Genomic DNA, 17211 nt, shown 5'->3' with positions numbered 1-17211 from the left:
ACCCGTTTGGCGCGGATCCCCGCGCGGCCAGGGTTCGGCAATCTACCGCAGACCCCCCACCACGCGGTACTGAAGGTCTTGCACATAGGGCGTGTTGGTGACGTCGGCGTTGGACCGCGCCGTGGCGACCACCGCGCCGTCGCGCCACATCTCGGCCGCGATCGGCCCGAGGCTCAACGGGAAGGTGCAGATTCCCCGGCCCTCGGGGACGTCGCACGAGTACTCGTGCGGGCCGGTTTTGATGACGACGCGCGACGGCCCCGTCGCGAACGCCACAACTTCGATCATGTCGCGGGCCGGCACGCTGGTCGGCAGCAGGTGCATCAGGGAGGATTCCGGGTACACCGGCAGCGCGCCGAACGGTTGAGCCCGGTACGACAGATACAGCGCGTTGCGCACGATGCGCGGAGGCCCACCGAACTTGAAACACGCGATGTCGTAGGCGTTCATGTCCAGGATGCGCCAGCCGTGGGCGACCGACGGCGCCATCGCGGTCGTCTCCACGTAGTCGTTCCAGGTGAGCAACTGCACCCACTCGGCATGCTGTTGCTCGGCGAGTTGCCACGCCAGGCGGTTAGTCACGCCGTTGGCCGACTCCACGAAAATGCCGCTGCGCGGCCGATTGTCCTGGAAGGGCACCGGCTGCATCCATAGCTTGCCGAGCTGATGCGCGCGCCGGATGACATCCACCGGGGAGCCGTGGCCGCTGTCCTGGACCGCCATGGCGTTGGGGCTTCGTCCCCCCCACTCGCTGAATCCATAGCTGAAGCCGGCGAATCGCTCCAGGTTGTCGGCCACGTCGAGGAAGGTCGGGACGAAGGCGACATCGACGTTGGATTTGTCGCGCAGGGTGCTGATGACGCTCACCCACCACTCCGTCGACTGCCGCTCGGCGGCGAAGGCGCCCAGGACGGCCCGGCCGTCGGACAGGTGGAAGGCCCCCGGTGCGGTCAGGTACGGCGCGATGTCCGCCGCGAAGTCGGCCGGGGCCATCGCCCCCAGCGGGCTCGAGATGTCGGCGGTGATCAGGACCGTGAAATTTCCCATCGCCTCGGTCGCGCGCAGCAGTCGGTCGACGTCATCGGACGCGCTGCGGGGCGCGAGCACGTCTACCGCGAACCCGTCGATGCCCACGCTCTTGGCTTGCCCGATCTCGGCTTCCAGGTCGGCCACCCGCCAGTCGGGGTTGGAACTGTGCGCCCGGGGCAGCGGCCTGTCCCGCAGCAGTCCGCCGTAGGCGGCGTGTACGCCGTTCTCGCCGTTGACCGCCAGGTACTGCTGGGCGTAATAGTCTTCGTCCCCGTTCTTGTTGTCGATCGAGATCGGCAGATTCGGCATGTAGTGGGCGAAGACCTTGCGCTGCGTGGGGGCCTCGTCCATGTCGAAGGGCAGATACGGCGTGGAGGCGCCCGGCTGCGCGGGCATCCGCTCGGCGCACCGGGGCGGAGGTGCCCACGGCAACGCCAGGACGACGGCCAGCAACAGCAGGCAGGTCCAGGCGGCCAAGCGGCGGAACGACGTCGATCTCATGAGACTGCGGTGGAGATGCGGACCGACTCCGGCGACACGGTGGACGGACAGCCCACGTGGATGCCGCGACGTTCCTTGCCGGAGATCTGGCGCACGCCGTGCACCGCCACGAACCCCACTGTGGCACAGCCGATGCCGGACACCAGGGCGAACGCGAGGCCGACGGCGAGGTGGCGGACCGTGGCGGGGATTCCCACGCTCCCGATGACCGACCGATTCAGGCACAACGTCAGTGGCGCCGCCGTGCCCAAGAGGCCGAAGCCGAATTCAACCGCGGGCATGTTGGCACCCAAACTCGCCGATCCCAGTGCGCCGAACAGCCCACACGCGATTCCGTTGAGCGCCAGCACCGTTGAACGGCTCGGCCCACCGCGGACCACCAACCACGCCAACACCGCCCCGACTGCCGAGCCGGAGGCGAACAGGATCGCGTCCACAGCGGCTCTCAGAGTCGTTCATCGCGTTGCACGGTGGGCGGGACGGACGGTACCGCCAGCATGCCCACCAGCACGCCGGCCACCGCACAGCCGAAGAAGCCGGCGAGCACGAGCATCGAGTGCACGGGTGTTGCCGACGCGACCAGCGTCGCCATGGTGCTGATGCTGGCCGCGGCCCCGCCGGCGGCCAGCAGCACCGTGCGCACGGCGGCCCGCAGCGGTGCGAGCAGGGCGAAGCCCGCGACGCAGGCCGCGGCCGCGGTGAGGCCGAGCATCGCCTCAAGCATGCGGCCCGGCCACAGCTGGGCGACCCAGTAGCGCGCGAGGCTTCCGGCCGATGCCCCCACCACCGTCCACGCGAGTTCGCGCACCTGCGTGCCCTGCGTCGTCACCACGCGATCGACAGTAGCCCAAGCGGCGCGAACGGTGCAGGACCTGCAGCTACCGGGGCCGTCTCCCGCCGCCGCATTCGACCGGGCGCTCTCACCGGCGACGCAGCCCGACGCGTTTTCGCCTTCACCACCCGATCGGCGACGACGGCGAACCTGGCACGAACAAGCCTGCCCCCACTGTGTTCCAACCCATCTCGAGGGACTGATCACATCCAGCGGCCGGCCAGCGCGGCGCCGTCGGGAATCAGGTACTGCTCGTAGCCGGGTGCGACGGCCGGTTCGGGGCTGCGGTTGCAGAGCTTCCGCCACCAGGCCTGCCCGGAGGACGGCAGGCTGCTGATGGGGTCGTAATACGGGTACACCCGGTTCAGCGCGTCGATATCCGATCCGTCCAGTCCGGTGCGGTAGTTCTTGCTCCAGTGCGAGATGCCGCGGATGCGGTCGTAGTAGATGACCTGATGGACCCATCGCTTGCCGACGTAGGGAACGTCGCAGACCAGTCGCGGCGTGGCGAAGCCCGGCAGGTAGCCCATGATCTCCGACTGCAACTGCTGGGCTTCCCACAGCGGAATCCGCCAGTGCTCGGCGTTGGGGATCATGTCGCACATGTAGAAGTAGTACGGCAGGATGTTCGCCTCGCCCTGCAGCGCGAAGCACAGATCGAGCAGGTCGGCCGCGGTCGCGTTGACGCCGCGCAACAACACGCCCTGGTTGCGCACGTCGCGCAGGCCCGCGTCGAGCAGCGCCCGCGCCGCCGCCGCCACCAGGGGGGTCACCGACTGGACGTGGTTGATGTGGGTGTGCAACGCCAGGTTGACGCCGCGGGCGGCGGCGACGTGCGCGGTGCGGTACACGCCGTCGAGCACCCTCGGTTGCAGCCAGTGCTGCGGCAGGCCGGAAAGAGCCTTCGACGCCAGGCGGATGTCGCGGACGGTGTCGATCTCGAGCAACCGTACGAGGAACGACTCCAGCCGCGGCCAGGGGACGTTACCCACGTCCCCGCCGGACACCACGACGTCACGCACCGTCGGGGTGGCGCGCAGGTATACCAGCATCTGTTCCTGCCGGTCGGCCGGCTGCAGGGTCAGCTTGGTCTTGCGTACCGTCGGCGTGGAGTTGCCGACCAGATCCATCCGCGTGCAGTGGCCGCAATATTGCGGGCAGGTCGACACCAGCTCGGCGAGCACCTTGGTGGGGTACCGATGGGTCAAGCCCTCCACGACCCACATGTCGCTCTCGTGCAACGAATCCCGCTCCGCGTGCGGGTGTGAGCCCCATTCCGCGTCGCGGTCGCTGAGCAGCGGCAGCATGTACCGCCGGATCGGGTCGGCATAGAACGCCTCGGTCAGGCCGTGGCGTCCCGGCGCGGTTTCCGGTGCCATGGTGTTGAGCATCTGCGGCGGCAGCAGCATCGACATGGTGGCCCGTTGCCGTTGATCGGCGGCGAGGTCGGCGTAGAACCGATCGTCGAGGAGGTCGCCGACCACCGCGCGCAACTGGTCGATGTTCTTCACGGAGTGCGCCCGCTGCCATTGCGGGTCGCGCCACTCGGCGTCGGTCACCGCCGCCCAGCCCGGGTACCGACGCCAGTCCGGTTCGGACAACGGCTTGCGGGCATAGGCGTAGGGCTGGTCGATCGCGGCGTTGAACCCGCTACGCGTGGTGTCGACGAGGTTCGTCGTCTCGAGGATATTCGTCACAGTGACATCACCTTTCGCGAGGCGGACGCCGGTTCGGCGCCGTGGGTCAATTCGTTCGCGACGCGGCGTCCCGACCTGATCGCGCCCTCCATCAGGCCGAAGAACTCCAGGCTGGTTTCGGTGCCCGCCCAATGCACGCGGCCGTGGGGCGCCGTCAGGGTCGGCCCCAGCTTCAACCAGTCCCCGGGGCCGAACAGGGCGGCATAACATCCCCTGCTGTATTCCTCGGCCACCCAGTCGGTCACTGTGCAGCGCGTCGGCGGCGGCAGCTGCGGGAACAGCCGGCGGGCATGCTCGAGCGCCGCGTCGCGCTGCTGGACCGGCGAGAGCGCACTGAAGCTCGACGCGGCCGCGCCCGTCACGAATCCCGTCAGCACACCCACGGATTGGTCCGGCGGCGAGTCGTCGACCGTGGACAGCAGCGGCCCGTGGGTGCTGACCGACCACCCGGACAGCCCCTGTTCGCGCCACAGCGGAGCCGGGTAGCTCAGATGCACCTTGATCGCGCAGCCGCGGCCGGTGACCGTTGTCGCCCGCGGCGACGGCAGGCCGGGGCGGAACTCGATCCGCTGCGCCAGCAGCGGCGGTATCGCGACGACGACCCTGTCGGCGCGGTACTGCGACCGGGTCCCGTCGCCGGCCGAACCGCACTGCACCACAACGGTGTCGGGCCCCTCCTGGTCGATGGCGTACACCGGCTCGCCCAGCCGCACCCGATCGCCGAGCTGGGCGGCCAGCGCTTCGCACAGTTGGTGCGAGCCACCGTCGATCCGCCACTCCTGCGCCCCGCCCTGGAACGCGTTGAGGTAACGGATCCCGCCGCCCGAACTCAGGTAGAACGCCATGTGCAGCACGGAGATCGCGGCCGGGTCGGCCGCCATCATCTCGCCGATGAACAGCGGGAAGAAGGTCCGCGCGTCCGGATGGCCGACCTCGTCGGCGAGCCAGCGGGCGGCGGTCAGCCGGTCCAGGCTCTCCGCGCGCGGGCTCAGCCACGGTGCGGCGGGCACCACCTGCTCGACGAGTTCCTCCAGCCGGTCGAAGAGATCCCCGAGGGCGATCGCGTCCAGCGGGGGCATCCGGCTCGCCGTTGTCGTGTGCCGATCCGCGACCAGGAAGGTGCTGTCCCCCACCATCCCCGTCGATGCCAGCCCGAGCCCGTTCTCCCGCAGCATCGCGAGCAGTTCGGTGTGCCGCACGCCGAGATAGGCGGCACCGCCGTCGGCGAAGGCGTCCTCCGACACCGGGATGCCATGCATCCTGCCGCCGACCCGGTCGCGCGCCTCCAGCACCGTGACATCCGCGCCCGCCGCCACCAGGTCGACCGCGGCCGTCAGCCCGGCCAGCCCGGCGCCCACGACGACCACGCGCATGCCGTTGCCGTTCACTTCGCGGCTGCGCCTGCGACTTTGGCGAAAAGCCCGTCCGCCGTTGGGTCGTCGACGAAGTCCTCGAACATCAACTCCGTCCCGAATTCGCGGGCGATCGCGCTGAGCACCCGCGTCGCGAGCAGCGAATCGCCGCCGAGCTCGAAGAAGTCCGAACTCTCGTTCACCTCGGGCGTGCCGAGGACCCGTCTGAAGATGTCGACGATGTGGTCGGCGCTCATTGGCCTGCTCCTTTGCTGTTGTAGTCCGCTGCGGCACGGCGCGTTGCCGCCCGATCGACTTTGCCCGTCGGCGTGTGGGCCAACGCGGCGACGAATTTGACTCGGCTGGGCACGAATTGGCTGGGCAGGCGGTCACGCAGGTAGCGCTTCAGCTCGGCCGGCGAGACCTCCCCGGCCGGCGCGACGTACGCCGTCAGCGTCGTGTGCCCGAGCATCCGCTCGCCCAGCACGACGGCACCCGAGACCGCGGGATGGGCGTTGAGGTGGGCCTCCACCTCGGCCGGATGCACCCGGACGCCAAGGACTTTCACCTGTTCATCCGCGCGGCCGCGGGAATACAGCAAACCGCGTTCGCCCCGAACGACCAGATCGCCGGTGTGGAACCACCGCGCCGGTCCGGACCCGTGATCGGTGACCGGGAACCCCTTTGCCGTGAGTTCCGGCATCCCGCGGTAGCCGGTGGCCAGCGAGGGGCCCGCCACCAGCAGCTCCCCCTCCTCGGTGACGTGATCGCGCACGTGGGCGAGCGGGCGGCCCAGCGGCGCCTCGGCGTCGTCGGCCGCGACTTCGGGTTCGGCGCCGGGGCCGGCCAGCTGTGCCGCGTGGGTGATCATCGTCGTCTCGGTGCACCCATAGGTGTTGAGCAATCTGATGTGTCCGGCGTCAAGCGCGCGCCACTGCCGCAGCCGGGTGGGATCGACCCGCTCACCGCCGATCACCACCAGCCGGACGCAGGGCGGCAGCGCAGCACCCTCCTCGTGCAGGAAGAGCACCAGTTCGTGCCAGAACGCCGTGGGCAGGTCGAGCACGCTGACTTCCCGTTCCGCCAGCATGCGCACGAAGCGCGGGAACGAGCCGCCATGGGCGCCGTCGTCGAAAACCAGTGTCGCGCCGGCGGTCAGCGCGGGCAGAATCTCCTCCAGGCAGGTGTCCCAGCCGAGCGAGGCGAATTGCAGCACGCGGTCTTCGGGGGACAGCCCGAAGAGGTCTCGCAGCGCGCGCACCGTGACGGTCAGGGCATGCCGGGAGACCACCACCGGCTTCGGCGTCCCGGTCGAGCCCGACGTGCACAGCACGTATGCCGGATCGTCCCGCCGCCACACGGGCTGCGGCACAGCGGCATCCACCGGCATCGCGCCGGTGTCGAGTGTTTCGACCCGAAGGTTCGCGACGTCGCCGGGGACCGGGCCCACCGCGAACAGCCGGTCGAGCCCCAGCGCCGCGGCGAGCGCCTCCTTGCGGCCCGACGGCAGAGCGGCATCGATCGGGCAGTAGGCGCCGCGGGCCTGCAGGATCCCGAGCAGGTGCTCCACCACGGCGGGCGTGTGCGAGACCAGCGCGCCGATCAGCTCGGCGGCCCCGTCGGCGCGCGAGCGGCAGGCGCGGTAGCCCGCGGCGGTCAGGCGGACCCGCTCGGCAAGGTCCTGATAGGTGGTGGTGGTCCCGTTGTGCATGACGGCGGGACGATGCGGCCAATCGCGGGCCGCGGCGAGGAAGTCCGCCACCACGTCCGCCACGACATCGACGTCGGGTACGGCGATATCGGTATCGGGAAAGGCACTGTGCGACATGGTTCCTATTCGTCTTTCGGGGACGGGATCGCCGACGGCTCACCCGGATCGGGAGCGCCGCGCCGGCGGCGCGTGGACGGGGCGCCGAAGACGAGGCTGACGTTGTGCCCGCCGAAGGCGAACGAGTTCGACATCGCGATGTCCACGGCTTTGGACACCGCGTCGCCGCTGAGGTGGTTGAGGTCGCACTTGCCGTCCGGCTCCTCCAGGTTCTTGGTGGGCGGCAGCTGCTCGCGCGCCAGGGCCAGCACCGTGGCCGCCGCCTCCACCACCCCCCCGCCGCCCAGCAGGTGCCCGGTGACGCCCTTGGTCGAACTCACCAGCGGCTGGTCGTCGCCGAACACCGCGCGGATGGCCTTGGCCTCGGTCAGGTCGCCGACCCGGGTGCCGGTGCCGTGGGCATTGAGGTAATCGGTCTCACCCGGCGCCACGCCGGCGTTGCGCAGCGCGATCCGCATGCTCTCCGCGATCCCGGTCGCATCCGGGCGCGGGATCGCCAGGTGGTAGGCATCGCTCGTCGCGCCCCACCCGATGAGGTCCGCATAGCCGCTGCCGCCGCGCGCCTCGACGATGTCCGCGCGTTCGATGACCAGCACGCCGCCGCCCTCACCGACCACGAAGCCGTTGCGGTCGCTGGCGAACGGCCTGCTCGCGGCGGTCGGGTCGGCCCACCCGGTGGCCAGCGTCCCCGCATTGTGGAACCCGGCCAGGCCCGTCGGCCCCAGCGGCCCCTCGGTGCCACCGCAGATCACCACGTCGGCGTCACCCGCGCGGATCAGCCGCAGCGCCTCGGCGACCGCTTGCGCGCTCGCCGTGCACGCCGACGCGATCGCGAAGCTGGGTCCGCGGATCCCGTGCTTGATGGCGATCCTGGCCGCGGACATGTTCGGCAGGAACCCGTTGAACAGGTGGCCGTCCACCGCGTCGAAGCCCTCCCGGTGCTGCATGAGGGCCTGCTGCGCGAATGTCATCGTGCCGCCGGTCGCCGTCGCTATCACGGCGGCGACGCGCAACGGGTCGACGTCGACCCCGATCCGGATGCCCGAGTCCGCGATCGCGTCGTCCGCGGCGGCCACCGCGGTCAGCGAGAACCGGTCCGCGAACGGGGCGTCCTTCTCGGGCAGCAATTCGAACGGGTCGAGCGGCGGGGCGATGCCGATTGCGTCGACCAGGCCGGCTGCGAAATGCCCCTCGGGCGGGCGCACCAGCCCCGACGTCGGGGCGCACAGCGCCGAGAAGAACTCCTCGATGCCCCGACCCACCGGGGTGACCACCCCGATCCCAGTGACCACTGCCCGCGGAGCCGGATCACGTTGTGCTGCTCCCAATTTGCCCACCGGGCCACGAGACTGCTGCTTTGCCCTGCCCGCGTGCGTGCTCAATATGCGCCCGATCCGCCGACGATGACCCCCACGGTCTTGGCCGCGATCGCCAGATCGCTGAGCATCGACCAGTTCTCCACGTAGGACTGGTCCAACCGCACGGAGTCCTCCCAGGGCAGGTCCGAGCGGCCGCTCACCTGCCACAGCCCGGTGATACCCGGACGCACCAGCAACCGGCGCCGCACCCGGTGGTCGTAGGTCTCGACCTCGCACCGCAGCGGGGGCCGCGGTCCGACCACGCTCATGTCCCCGACCAGCACGTTGAAGAACTGGGGGAGTTCGTCGATGCTGTACCGCCGCAGAACCCTGCCGACCGAGGTCACTCTCGGGTCCTTGCGGATCTTGAACAGCACGCCACCGATGCTCTCGTTGAGATCGGCGATCTCCGCCAGCTTCTTGTCGGCGTCGACGACCATGCTGCGGAACTTGATCATCCGGAACGGGACACCGTCCAGACCGATCCGTTCGGCGCGATAGAAGATCGGGCCACGGCTGGTGAGCTTGATCGCGACGGCGGCCGCGATCATGATCGGCGACGCGGCCAGCAGCGCCAGCAGCGAGAAGCACACATCGAAGGCCCGCTTCTGAAACCGCTTGGCCCCTTGGTATTGCGGCTTGTCGACGTGAATCAGCGGTAGGTCGGCAACCGGACGCACGGTCAGCCGCGGGCCGGCCACGTCGACGATCCCCGGCGCCACCAGAAGGTCGACGCCGAGTTTCTCCAATTGCCAGGACAGGTCGCGGATGCCCTCGGGCCCGAGCTCACCGGAGGAGGTCAGCGCGACCGTGTCGGCCTCCGAGGCCGCGATTGCGTGACGGATGTCGCCGTCGTAGGGAAACACCGGCACCGGTCCCAGGCCGGGGACGACGAGCCTGTCGCGTTGCTCGGCGCCCAGCGGACAGAGACCGACCACGGAGTACCCGTCGGCCGGGCGCTGCGTCAGGGACTGCGCGAGGACGGTGACCGAGATGGGCTCGCCGATCGCGAGCACCGCGGTCATGAAACGGCCGCGCCGGCGCTGTGCGGCAACGTATCTGCGGGCCAGGTGCCGATTGACCGTGAGTGCGAGCAGCCCGAGCGGGAAGGCGATCGCCAGATAGCCGCGCGCGATCTCGAGCTTGAGCGAGGTGGCCAGCACCGCGACGACCCCGAACACCCACAACGTGGCCGTCCACACCCGGCGGAACTCCTCCAGGCCGGCCCCGATCACGCATTGCGCGCGCGTGTGGTAGATCGCGAGGACCAGTGTCCAGGCGGCCACGATCAGCACCGAGACGGCGGAGTAGGCCACCACGGTGTGGCCCGCCCACAGACCACCGGCCGTCACGTTGCCGAACCTCAGGATCTGTGCGATCGCCACGACGCCGCTGACAACGAAAATGTCGGAGGCGACGAGCCAGTTGCCGTAGCGTTGCTGCCATTGCGCGCGAGGCGATTTCGCCAGGCTGGCGCGGGCGTCGAAGTCGCGTTTCGACGGGGTGGCGACGGCGCTCTGCTCGCTGAGGCCCGCATCGGCCGTGCCCCCGCGAATCCCCGGCTGGATCGGTCAGACCGACGAGCTGGTCGCTGTCGCGCTCCTGGTAGAGAGATGTCATCGTCGCGGCTCCGTCCCGGCGACACGAAGCGACGTCATCCGACGCGACATGAATCCCGCTGCAGGGCTATTTCGACTGTGCGCCCGGTAATCCGGGCTCGTCACCCGAACGACATCAGTGGGTGGATTCTTCATTGGGCGCACCTCCTAGAACGCACGTTCACCTATGTGTTCCTTGATCGAGCAGGTCGAGTTAACGGGGCCCGGGTGCCCGCGACGGTGCGGCGCTCCGGTCCATCGCGATGCCGTGTACCGAATTCGTGCGCGTTGTGTTGTGTCAGACGTTGGTCGGCGCGTTGCCGTTGATCGGGACGTAGACGATCGCCGGCTGGTACCCCGGCGGCGCATGCCCATTCGACGGGAAGCTAGCTGGGACAGGGTATTTCGGAGCCTTCGATGCCGCCGGGGCCGCTGCCGCTTCCTCCGAGTAGCCCGCGGCGGGCGAGCGCGAAAGCACCTTGAGTCGCGGGCCGTACTTGGCGACGACGGCGGCAGCGCCGGCGCCCGCGCCGGCGGCGGCACCCATCGTCGCGGCCCGCCCCAGCGGACTGAACATGAAGGGGAAACTTGATCCGGCACCCAGATCGGCGCCGGCCACCGACGCGGCCGCGGGTTCCATCATGTGCATCAGCGGAACCGACCCCAGCATTCCCTCGGGAGCCGTTGCGGCCCAACCCCAACTCGGCGGCACGGACAACCCGCCCAATGAGGCAGCTTGACCGAGGCCCGCCAGACCGCCCCAGCCGCCGGCGGCTCCCGCGCCGAGCGCACCCTCGGCGGCGGCCGCCCCGGGTAGCGCTGCCGCGGGTCCCGCCGCGGCCGCCCCCATGTTCATGAAGGGCAGGAACACGTCGGGGTTCATCAGCGGCCCGAGCGCGCTGGTCGAGAGCAGCAGGCCGGCGAAGCCGGGCAGGTACAGGTACTCGGAGAGCAGAGTCGTCCCGATCGTCTGCAGCGAGGAGGAGGAGACGATCCCGGTGATGGGGTTCACGGACGCGGCCGAGGTGGTCCCGGCCGCCGACGCCGGAACCGAAAGCGGCGAGGCGAGCCCCTGGAGCGTGGTGGGAATCGACGAAACGACGTGCGACAGCGCCGACTGCACGCCCGTGCCGCTCGCCGCGCCGGCATTCTGGGCGGTCGCGGCGCCCTGTGCGGCCAACCCGGACGCGTTGGTGGTCTGCGGCGCCGCGCCGAACGGTGTCACCTGCGCGGTGGCCGCGGCCGAATGCGCGGCATACCCGTACATCGCCGCGGCATCCTGGGCCCACATCTCGGCGTACTGAGCCTCGTTGGCCGCGATCGCCGGTGCGTTCTGACCGAAGAAGTTGGTCGCCAACAACATCATCAGCTGAGCGCGGTTCGCCGCGACCACCGGCGGCGGCACGGTCATCGCGAACGCCTGCTCATAGGCGTTCGCCGCCGCCTGCGCCTGAACCGCTGTCAGCTCGGCCTGGCCGGCGGTCGCATTCATCCACGCCAGGTACGGAGTGACCGCGGCCGTCATCGTAGCTGCCGACGGCCCGAGCCATCCGGTGCTCAGTTCCGAGATCACGAACTCGTACGAGGAAGCCGCGGAACGCATTTCGGCCGCCACCCCGTGCCAGGCGGACGCGGCGGCCAGCATCGGCCCCGCACCCGGGCCGGCATACATGCGGGCCGAGTTGATCTCCGGCGGCAAAGCTCCAAAATCCATGCTGAAATCCCTGTGAACTCAGTTGACTGTGGCCGCGTTGGCGGCCTCGGTGAACGCGTACGAACCGGCGCCGGCGCCCAGGGCGCTGACGAACGCTTCGTGAATCGCTGTTGCCTGGGCGCTCAAGTCCTGGTACTGGACGGCGTGCACGGCGAAATGCGCCGCGGTCAGCGCGGACACCTCGTCGGCGGCCGCCGGAGCGACTGCGGTCGTCGGCGCCGACGCCGCTGTGTTACCGGCAGCCATCGCGGCGCCGATGCTTTGAAGTTCTCCCGCCGCTGCCGCGAGCAGCTCGGGCTGTGTGGTCACGAACGACATGGGCTCCTCCTCACGGAAGCGGGCCACGGTTACCGCGGCGGTCGGTTGCTCTCGCTATACCGGAGATGTACCTACACAGTGAGAATACATACCGGCAGACGCCTTGTGTAGTGATTTACAAACTCGCGGTCCACTTCGAGCTTGTCGGCGCTCAGATCGACCGGTAAATCGGCAGGAAAACAGACCAATAGAACTGAAGATGCGGTTCTACGGGGTGCCGGAAAATTACGTAGGGGCCGATGCGGACGCCCCGGACGCGCGCTGCGGGCCGTTCGGGGGTCCTGGGGGGCCGACGCGCAGCGCCACGGGCCGCGTGCCACGCCGCCCCGGCGGACGCGCAACTACGACGCCGGACGGGGGCGGATCTACGCCGGGGCCGACGGTGACAGCGCGCGCTCAACGGCCGTGATCCCGGCACTCGCGCGCGGCGATGGCCACCAGAGCGCCCCACGGCCGGCTGGGGGTGGTGCTATGGCAAATCTCACCCGCCCACTTCGGGCGAGTCGCCCGCGGGCGGCTTCACCAGCCGCGGTTCGCCCGCTCACAGGTCACCGCCCGTAAATCGATCATCGGCAAATAGCGACGGCGCCGGCGTCAGGGCTCGTCCAGCCACAACTGCTCGGTCACGTCTTCGAAGGTCACCAATACGACCGGATCGTCGTGCCGTATCAGCGCCGACTTGCTCATCCCGGCCCGCACGGTCCAACCCTCACGGTGCTGCAGTTCCACGACCATGTTCGACAGCGCATCGACGCCGGACAGGGCGGTCACCGTGGCGGGTTCGGTGTTGAAGATCTGGCTGAAGGCCGCGCCCTCCAGGTCGTCCTGCCGGTGGCCCACCATCTCGGCAAATGCCGAGTTGGCGAACAAGATGCTGCCGTCGCGCGCCACGGCGAGCGACGGGATTCGAACCCACTCCAAGACCACCACGGCGGGCACACGTTTCAGGATCGATAGCGGGGACTCGTTCGGGCCGCTTTTGCGCCGGCGCTCAACCGGTCGCCCGCCGTCCGCGCCGGCAAGTTCCCGGGCGGCAGGAGCATCCCGCGTCGGCGCGGGCTCGAGGGACGTGCACGGCGCCGACGTCGGCACCCCTGGCTGTGTCGTCGTCACCGACATCGCTCCTCCTTAAGGGAGCAGGGCGCCCGGAGGCGTCATCGGGCAGATACTCAGTATGCAACTGAATCGGGATATTACATACTGGATGGAGCAATAGTCACTATGTAACAAACTTTTAGTGCTGAAGTAAAGACCTCAAACGGTGATGGACGGCGAACCCCCCCAGCGCAAACCTCCCACGGCACCGCCGACACGACGCCATTGCAGACCAGTACGCCCCCGCCGGGGTCGCCGCCCTCTATGATTGAGGAGACTGACTCGGTGGCGGAACTGCCGTGGCGCCAAGCGACCACGCCGCTGCGCGGCGAACGCAACCAGACGGGGAGTGCAATGACGGAGGGCAGCGAACGGCGGGCCGGCACCACCCGCCACCGGCTCATCGCCGCGGCGTCACGCCAGTTCGCTCACCGCCCGTACAGCATGGTGAGCCTCGACGACATCCTCGCGGAGGCCCAGCTCACCAAAGGGGCGATGTACTTTCATTTCCCCTCCAAGCAAGCGCTGGCGATGGCGATCATCGACGACGTCACGGAGATGAGCGGTGCCGCGGTCAGCGAGTTGCTCGCCCGCAAGATGTCGGGGCTGGAGACGCTGATCGACCTCATCTACTTCCTTGCCGTCCAGGACACCCAGGACGAGGTGGCCCGCGCGGGTGTCCGACTGCTCGAGACGCTCGACAACTCGACGGACATGGCCGATGCCCGGTGGCAGTCGTGGGTCGAGTTCGTCACCACCCTCCTCGAACGAGCACTCTCCGAGGGCGACGTCACCGACCGTCACGAGCCCGAGGACGTCGCCAAAATGCTGGTTGCCCTGTGGTTGGGCGTCCGCAGGATCAGCGACCTCGACCAACCCGAGCACTACTTCGACAACCTGCGGAAGACGTGGACACTCGCGCTCGCATGCTTCACCAGCCCGGACCGGACCGACTACTTCACCCAGTTCATCACCCGCCGGCACGCGCTCGCGGTGAAAAAGGTCTCCACCGAGGGGCTCGGGATCGATCTCCACAGCGCCGCCACGGCGTCGGCTCACACCGAGTAGGTGTAGCGGACCGACGAAACTCGGCGAGCGCAGTCGAGGCTAGGCCTCGTTGATCCAGAGCCGCTCGGTGAGATTCTCGAACGTCACCAGCACGACCGGATCGTCGTGGCGCATCAGCGCCGATTTGCTCATCCTGGCCCGCACCGTCCACCCCTCACAGTGCTCCAGCTCGACGACCATGTTCGCCAGTGCGTCGACGCCGGACAGGGCGGTCAGTGCGGCCGGATCGGTATTGAAGATCCGTGGGAACTCCGCCCCCGCCAGCCTTTCCTGCGTATGACCGACCATCTCGGCGAACGCCGTGTTCGCGAACAGGATGTTGCCGTCGCGTGCCATGGCGACCGTGGGTACGGGAATCCGCTCCAGCACCACCACTACGGGCAAACGCGTCAGGATGTCGGCCGGCGTATCGCTGGAACTCCCGTTTCGCCGCCGCTCCACCCGCCGACTTTCATCCAGGTCGGCGTGTGAGCCCTTGTGCAACCGCGCGTGCGCCATGGACGGCAACAGTAGCAACGCATCGAGGTCAAAGCATGGCAAACGGTCGAATTCATCGACCGGCGTGCCTGCCGACCTCGGGTTCCAGCTAAGCAGCCGTCCGGGGTTTGAGGGCCGTGCGCAGCCAGTCCACGGTGAGCGTGACGCCGTCGGCGAGGTCCATGTCGGGCTTCCAGCCCAGCACCCGGCCCGCCAGAGTCGGGTCGAGTGCGCTCGCACGCACCTCTCCGGTGCGGGCTCCGACGTACTCGGGTGCGTGCGAGACGCCCACCTCCCCGGCAATCAGCTCGTGCAACGCGGCGATGGTCGTCTGGACGCCGGTGCCGATGTTGAAGGTGCCCGTCGTCGTCGGCGGCGCATCCGCGGCACACAGGAAGGCGGTCACCACGTCGTCGACGTAGACGTAGTCCCGGGTGGAGGTGCCGTCGCCGAAGATGGTCGTACCGCGGCCGGCCAGCATCGCACTGGCGAACACCGTCACCACCCCGGCCCTGCCGTGCGCGTACTGGCGCGGCCCGTAGACATTGGACAGCGCAAGGGAGATCGGCGCCAGCCCGTACATCTCGGCGTAGGCGCGCATGTAGAACTCGCCGGCGACGCTGGCCACGGCGTGCGGGGAAAGCGGGTTCACGGCGGCGTCCTCGGTGGCCGGCAAGGCGGTCTGCGCACCGTAGCGTTCGCCACCCGAGGCGGCGTAGACGATCCGCCGCACCCGCGCGCCCCGGCTGGCCTCCAGCAGGTTGATGGTGCCCAGCACGTTGTTGCGGGCATCGTGTTGCGGATCCTCGACGGAGCGGCGCACATCGGTCTGGGCCGCCAGGTGGAACACCACATCGGGATCGAACCGCGCGACGACCTCGCACAACTCGGGGTGCCGGACGTCGACCGCTTCGAAGGAGAACCGGCCGGGACCCCTGTGCCGATGTGCCGACTGAAGATTGGTCGCAGGCGAGCCCGCGCTGAGATTGTCGACCCCGACGACGTGGTGGCCTTCGGCCAGCAGGCGGTCGACGAGGGCGGATCCGATGAATCCGGCGGCGCCGGTGACGAGGGTGCGCATTATCGGCTACCTCCGGTTCGATGATGAATAATGTTCGACTGCAACGTGTTCGGCTCCGCAATCGCCGACAGTGCCGACCGCGGTCGGTGGGTACCGCATCGTCACTCCCCGACCCGGCCGTCCGCGAAATAGCCGGCCCCGCCGGGATACCACGCGGCCGCGAGGTCAATCACCGGTGCCACGTTGGTCGCCCACCAGGCATAGTGATTCGGTCGGGTGGCGCGCCTGCGCCACAAGTCGGCGACGTGGTGCAACCAGGTCAGCACAACGGCGACGCACTCGTCGACGCGTCCCTCGCCCAGATCACGATCGCCGGGGTCGGTGCCGGATCGGTCGCGCGCGGCGTGCAGTGCGTTGCGTTCCCGTTCCAGAAGTCCGCCGGATCGCAGCCGCTCGGTGACGACCGTGCCCAGGTCGGCCCCCTGCACCTGGCAACCCACCGTGAGGATCAACAGGTATTCGTCGATCAGCGGAGGCCGGCCCGGCCCCGCGCCGCCCCAGTCGACGATGCCGGTGACCTGGCCTTGCGCGCCGTCGACCAGGACGTTGGCGGGCGTGTAGCCACCATGAGTCCAGCCCACCGGCATCCGCCATTCGCGCACGTCGCGGCGCAGCATCTGCGAGAGCCGGTCCACCTTCACCGCCCGGCCGGGATCGAGCCTTCGGCACATGTGCGCCAGGCCGGCCAAGGGGCCGACAAGCCAGCGCCACAACATGATCGCGTTGTCGACGCCGACGAATGTGGTGGTCCGCCGATGCAGTGGCGCAATCGCGCTCAGGGCCGCGGTGGTCAGTTCCTCGACGCGGTCGGGGTGGTAGGTCAGCGCCTCGGTCAGTCCGATGCCCGGCAGGAACGACTCCACGGACAGGGTCGCGTCGCTGCGCTCGTCGAAGGCCAGGACCCGGGGCAGCAGCTCGCGCCATGCGCCGTCGAGGCCATGGTGAATAGCGAGCTCGGAGAGCACCCGGCGCTGGGTGCGCAGTTCCGCGGTTCCCAGCAGGCCCCGGGCCACCTTCAGCACGGCCGACGGTGATCCCTGGTCGGCGCCGAGCAGGAATGCGGTCGTGTCGTCGACGAGTTCGGTCGGCGGGGTGCCGAGTTCGATGTCGATGAGACCGATGGGTAGGTAGTCGGCGCCGCCGTTGGACGGCGTCGTCGAGCTCATGCCCTCAGCGCTCATCGGCGGCCCACCCGCGCAAAGATACGCCCAGCGCCCAGAAGGCGCGGCGCCGAGGTGGCGCCAGCGGTCGAATCATGTTCGG

16 protein-coding genes are annotated in these 17211 nt (G+C 69.2%); 1 reads left to right on the top strand and 15 read right to left on the bottom strand.

Going from position 1 to position 17211, the window contains the following annotated elements; translation table 11 throughout:
- Positions 1-42: 42 nt before the first annotated feature.
- The 12 genes from AB8998_RS07165 to AB8998_RS07110 form a co-directional block, all read right to left on the bottom strand.
- The gene (locus AB8998_RS07165) at positions 43-1530 is read right to left on the bottom strand and encodes an endo-1,3-alpha-glucanase family glycosylhydrolase (RefSeq protein WP_369737226.1); all 1488 of its coding nucleotides are present in this window, start codon (positions 1528-1530) and stop codon (positions 43-45) included.
- Positions 1527-1967, bottom strand: a complete 441-nt coding sequence (locus AB8998_RS07160; RefSeq protein WP_369737225.1) for a hypothetical protein — start codon at positions 1965-1967, stop codon at positions 1527-1529. Before AB8998_RS07160 ends, AB8998_RS07165 begins: the two co-directional genes overlap by 4 nt.
- An 8-nt stretch (positions 1968-1975) precedes the next feature.
- Entirely contained in the window at positions 1976-2362 is a 387-nt protein-coding gene (locus AB8998_RS07155; RefSeq protein WP_369737224.1) for a hypothetical protein, read from the bottom strand.
- A gap of 203 nt (positions 2363-2565) precedes the next feature.
- Entirely contained in the window at positions 2566-4059 is a 1494-nt protein-coding gene (locus AB8998_RS07150) for a KamA family radical SAM protein (RefSeq protein WP_475582071.1), read from the bottom strand.
- Positions 4056-5447 (bottom strand): flavin monoamine oxidase family protein, encoded by a 1392-nt coding sequence (locus tag AB8998_RS07145; RefSeq protein WP_369737223.1) that lies wholly within the window; start codon positions 5445-5447, stop codon positions 4056-4058. Before AB8998_RS07145 ends, AB8998_RS07150 begins: the two co-directional genes overlap by 4 nt.
- Positions 5444-5668: an acyl carrier protein gene (locus AB8998_RS07140; RefSeq protein ID WP_369737221.1), complete on the bottom strand. Its 225-nt coding sequence runs from the start codon at positions 5666-5668 to the stop codon at positions 5444-5446. The genes AB8998_RS07145 and AB8998_RS07140 overlap by 4 nt, the downstream gene beginning before the upstream one ends.
- Positions 5665-7239: an AMP-binding protein gene (locus AB8998_RS07135; protein ID WP_369737220.1), complete on the bottom strand. Its 1575-nt coding sequence runs from the start codon at positions 7237-7239 to the stop codon at positions 5665-5667. The genes AB8998_RS07140 and AB8998_RS07135 overlap by 4 nt, the downstream gene beginning before the upstream one ends.
- Positions 7240-7244: 5 nt before the next feature.
- Positions 7245-8576, bottom strand: a complete 1332-nt coding sequence (locus AB8998_RS07130) for a beta-ketoacyl-[acyl-carrier-protein] synthase family protein (protein ID WP_369737219.1) — start codon at positions 8574-8576, stop codon at positions 7245-7247.
- A gap of 41 nt (positions 8577-8617) precedes the next feature.
- Entirely contained in the window at positions 8618-10066 is a 1449-nt protein-coding gene (locus AB8998_RS07125) for a sugar transferase (RefSeq protein ID WP_369741460.1), read from the bottom strand.
- 427 nt (positions 10067-10493) lie between these two features.
- Positions 10494-11909, bottom strand: coding sequence for a PPE family protein (locus AB8998_RS07120; protein ID WP_369737218.1), 1416 nt, complete (start codon positions 11907-11909; stop codon positions 10494-10496).
- A gap of 18 nt (positions 11910-11927) precedes the next feature.
- On the bottom strand, positions 11928-12227 hold the full coding sequence (locus AB8998_RS07115; protein ID WP_369737217.1) for a PE family protein: 300 nt from the start codon (positions 12225-12227) through the stop codon (positions 11928-11930).
- 594 nt (positions 12228-12821) lie between these two features.
- Complete coding sequence (locus tag AB8998_RS07110; RefSeq protein ID WP_369741459.1) at positions 12822-13178, bottom strand: PAS domain S-box protein; 357 nt, start codon at positions 13176-13178, stop codon at positions 12822-12824.
- A 429-nt stretch (positions 13179-13607) separates the two neighbouring features.
- Here AB8998_RS07110 and AB8998_RS07105 point away from each other — a divergent pair, with 429 nt between their 5' ends.
- The gene (locus AB8998_RS07105) at positions 13608-14390 is read left to right on the top strand and encodes a TetR family transcriptional regulator (protein WP_369737216.1); all 783 of its coding nucleotides are present in this window, start codon (positions 13608-13610) and stop codon (positions 14388-14390) included.
- 39 nt (positions 14391-14429) lie between these two features.
- Here AB8998_RS07105 and AB8998_RS07100 read toward each other — a convergent pair whose 3' ends face one another.
- The 3 genes from AB8998_RS07100 to AB8998_RS07090 form a co-directional block, all read right to left on the bottom strand.
- Positions 14430-14831, bottom strand: coding sequence for a PAS domain S-box protein (locus tag AB8998_RS07100; protein WP_369741458.1), 402 nt, complete (start codon positions 14829-14831; stop codon positions 14430-14432).
- Positions 14832-14976: 145 nt separating this feature from the next.
- Positions 14977-15948: an NAD-dependent epimerase/dehydratase family protein gene (locus AB8998_RS07095; RefSeq protein WP_369737215.1), complete on the bottom strand. Its 972-nt coding sequence runs from the start codon at positions 15946-15948 to the stop codon at positions 14977-14979.
- 101 nt (positions 15949-16049) lie between these two features.
- Positions 16050-17129 (bottom strand): phosphotransferase family protein, encoded by a 1080-nt coding sequence (locus AB8998_RS07090; protein ID WP_369737214.1) that lies wholly within the window; start codon positions 17127-17129, stop codon positions 16050-16052.
- Positions 17130-17211 lie beyond the last annotated feature (82 nt).

Source organism: Mycobacterium sp. HUMS_12744610, from assembly GCF_041206865.1.
Taxonomy (GTDB): Bacteria; Actinomycetota; Actinomycetes; order Mycobacteriales; family Mycobacteriaceae; genus Mycobacterium; species Mycobacterium servetii.
Note: the sequence above shows the minus strand (reverse complement) of the source record. Positions and strands in the feature narration are given on the sequence as shown.

Bases quoted from the DNA above. Each gene is read 5' to 3' on its own strand.
- AB8998_RS07165 (WP_369737226.1), bottom strand. From the start codon at position 1,530: ATGAGATCGACGTCGTTCCGCCGCTTGGCCGCCTGGACCTGCCTGCTG.
- AB8998_RS07140 (WP_369737221.1), bottom strand. From the start codon at position 5,668: ATGAGCGCCGACCACATCGTCGACATCTTCAGACGGGTCCTCGGCACG.
- AB8998_RS07135 (WP_369737220.1), bottom strand. From the start codon at position 7,239: ATGTCGCACAGTGCCTTTCCCGATACCGATATCGCCGTACCCGACGTC.
- AB8998_RS07120 (WP_369737218.1), bottom strand. From the start codon at position 11,909: ATGGATTTTGGAGCTTTGCCGCCGGAGATCAACTCGGCCCGCATGTAT.
- AB8998_RS07115 (WP_369737217.1), bottom strand. From the start codon at position 12,227: ATGTCGTTCGTGACCACACAGCCCGAGCTGCTCGCGGCAGCGGCGGGA.
- AB8998_RS07095 (WP_369737215.1), bottom strand. From the start codon at position 15,948: ATGCGCACCCTCGTCACCGGCGCCGCCGGATTCATCGGATCCGCCCTC.
- AB8998_RS07090 (WP_369737214.1), bottom strand. From the start codon at position 17,129: ATGAGCGCTGAGGGCATGAGCTCGACGACGCCGTCCAACGGCGGCGCC.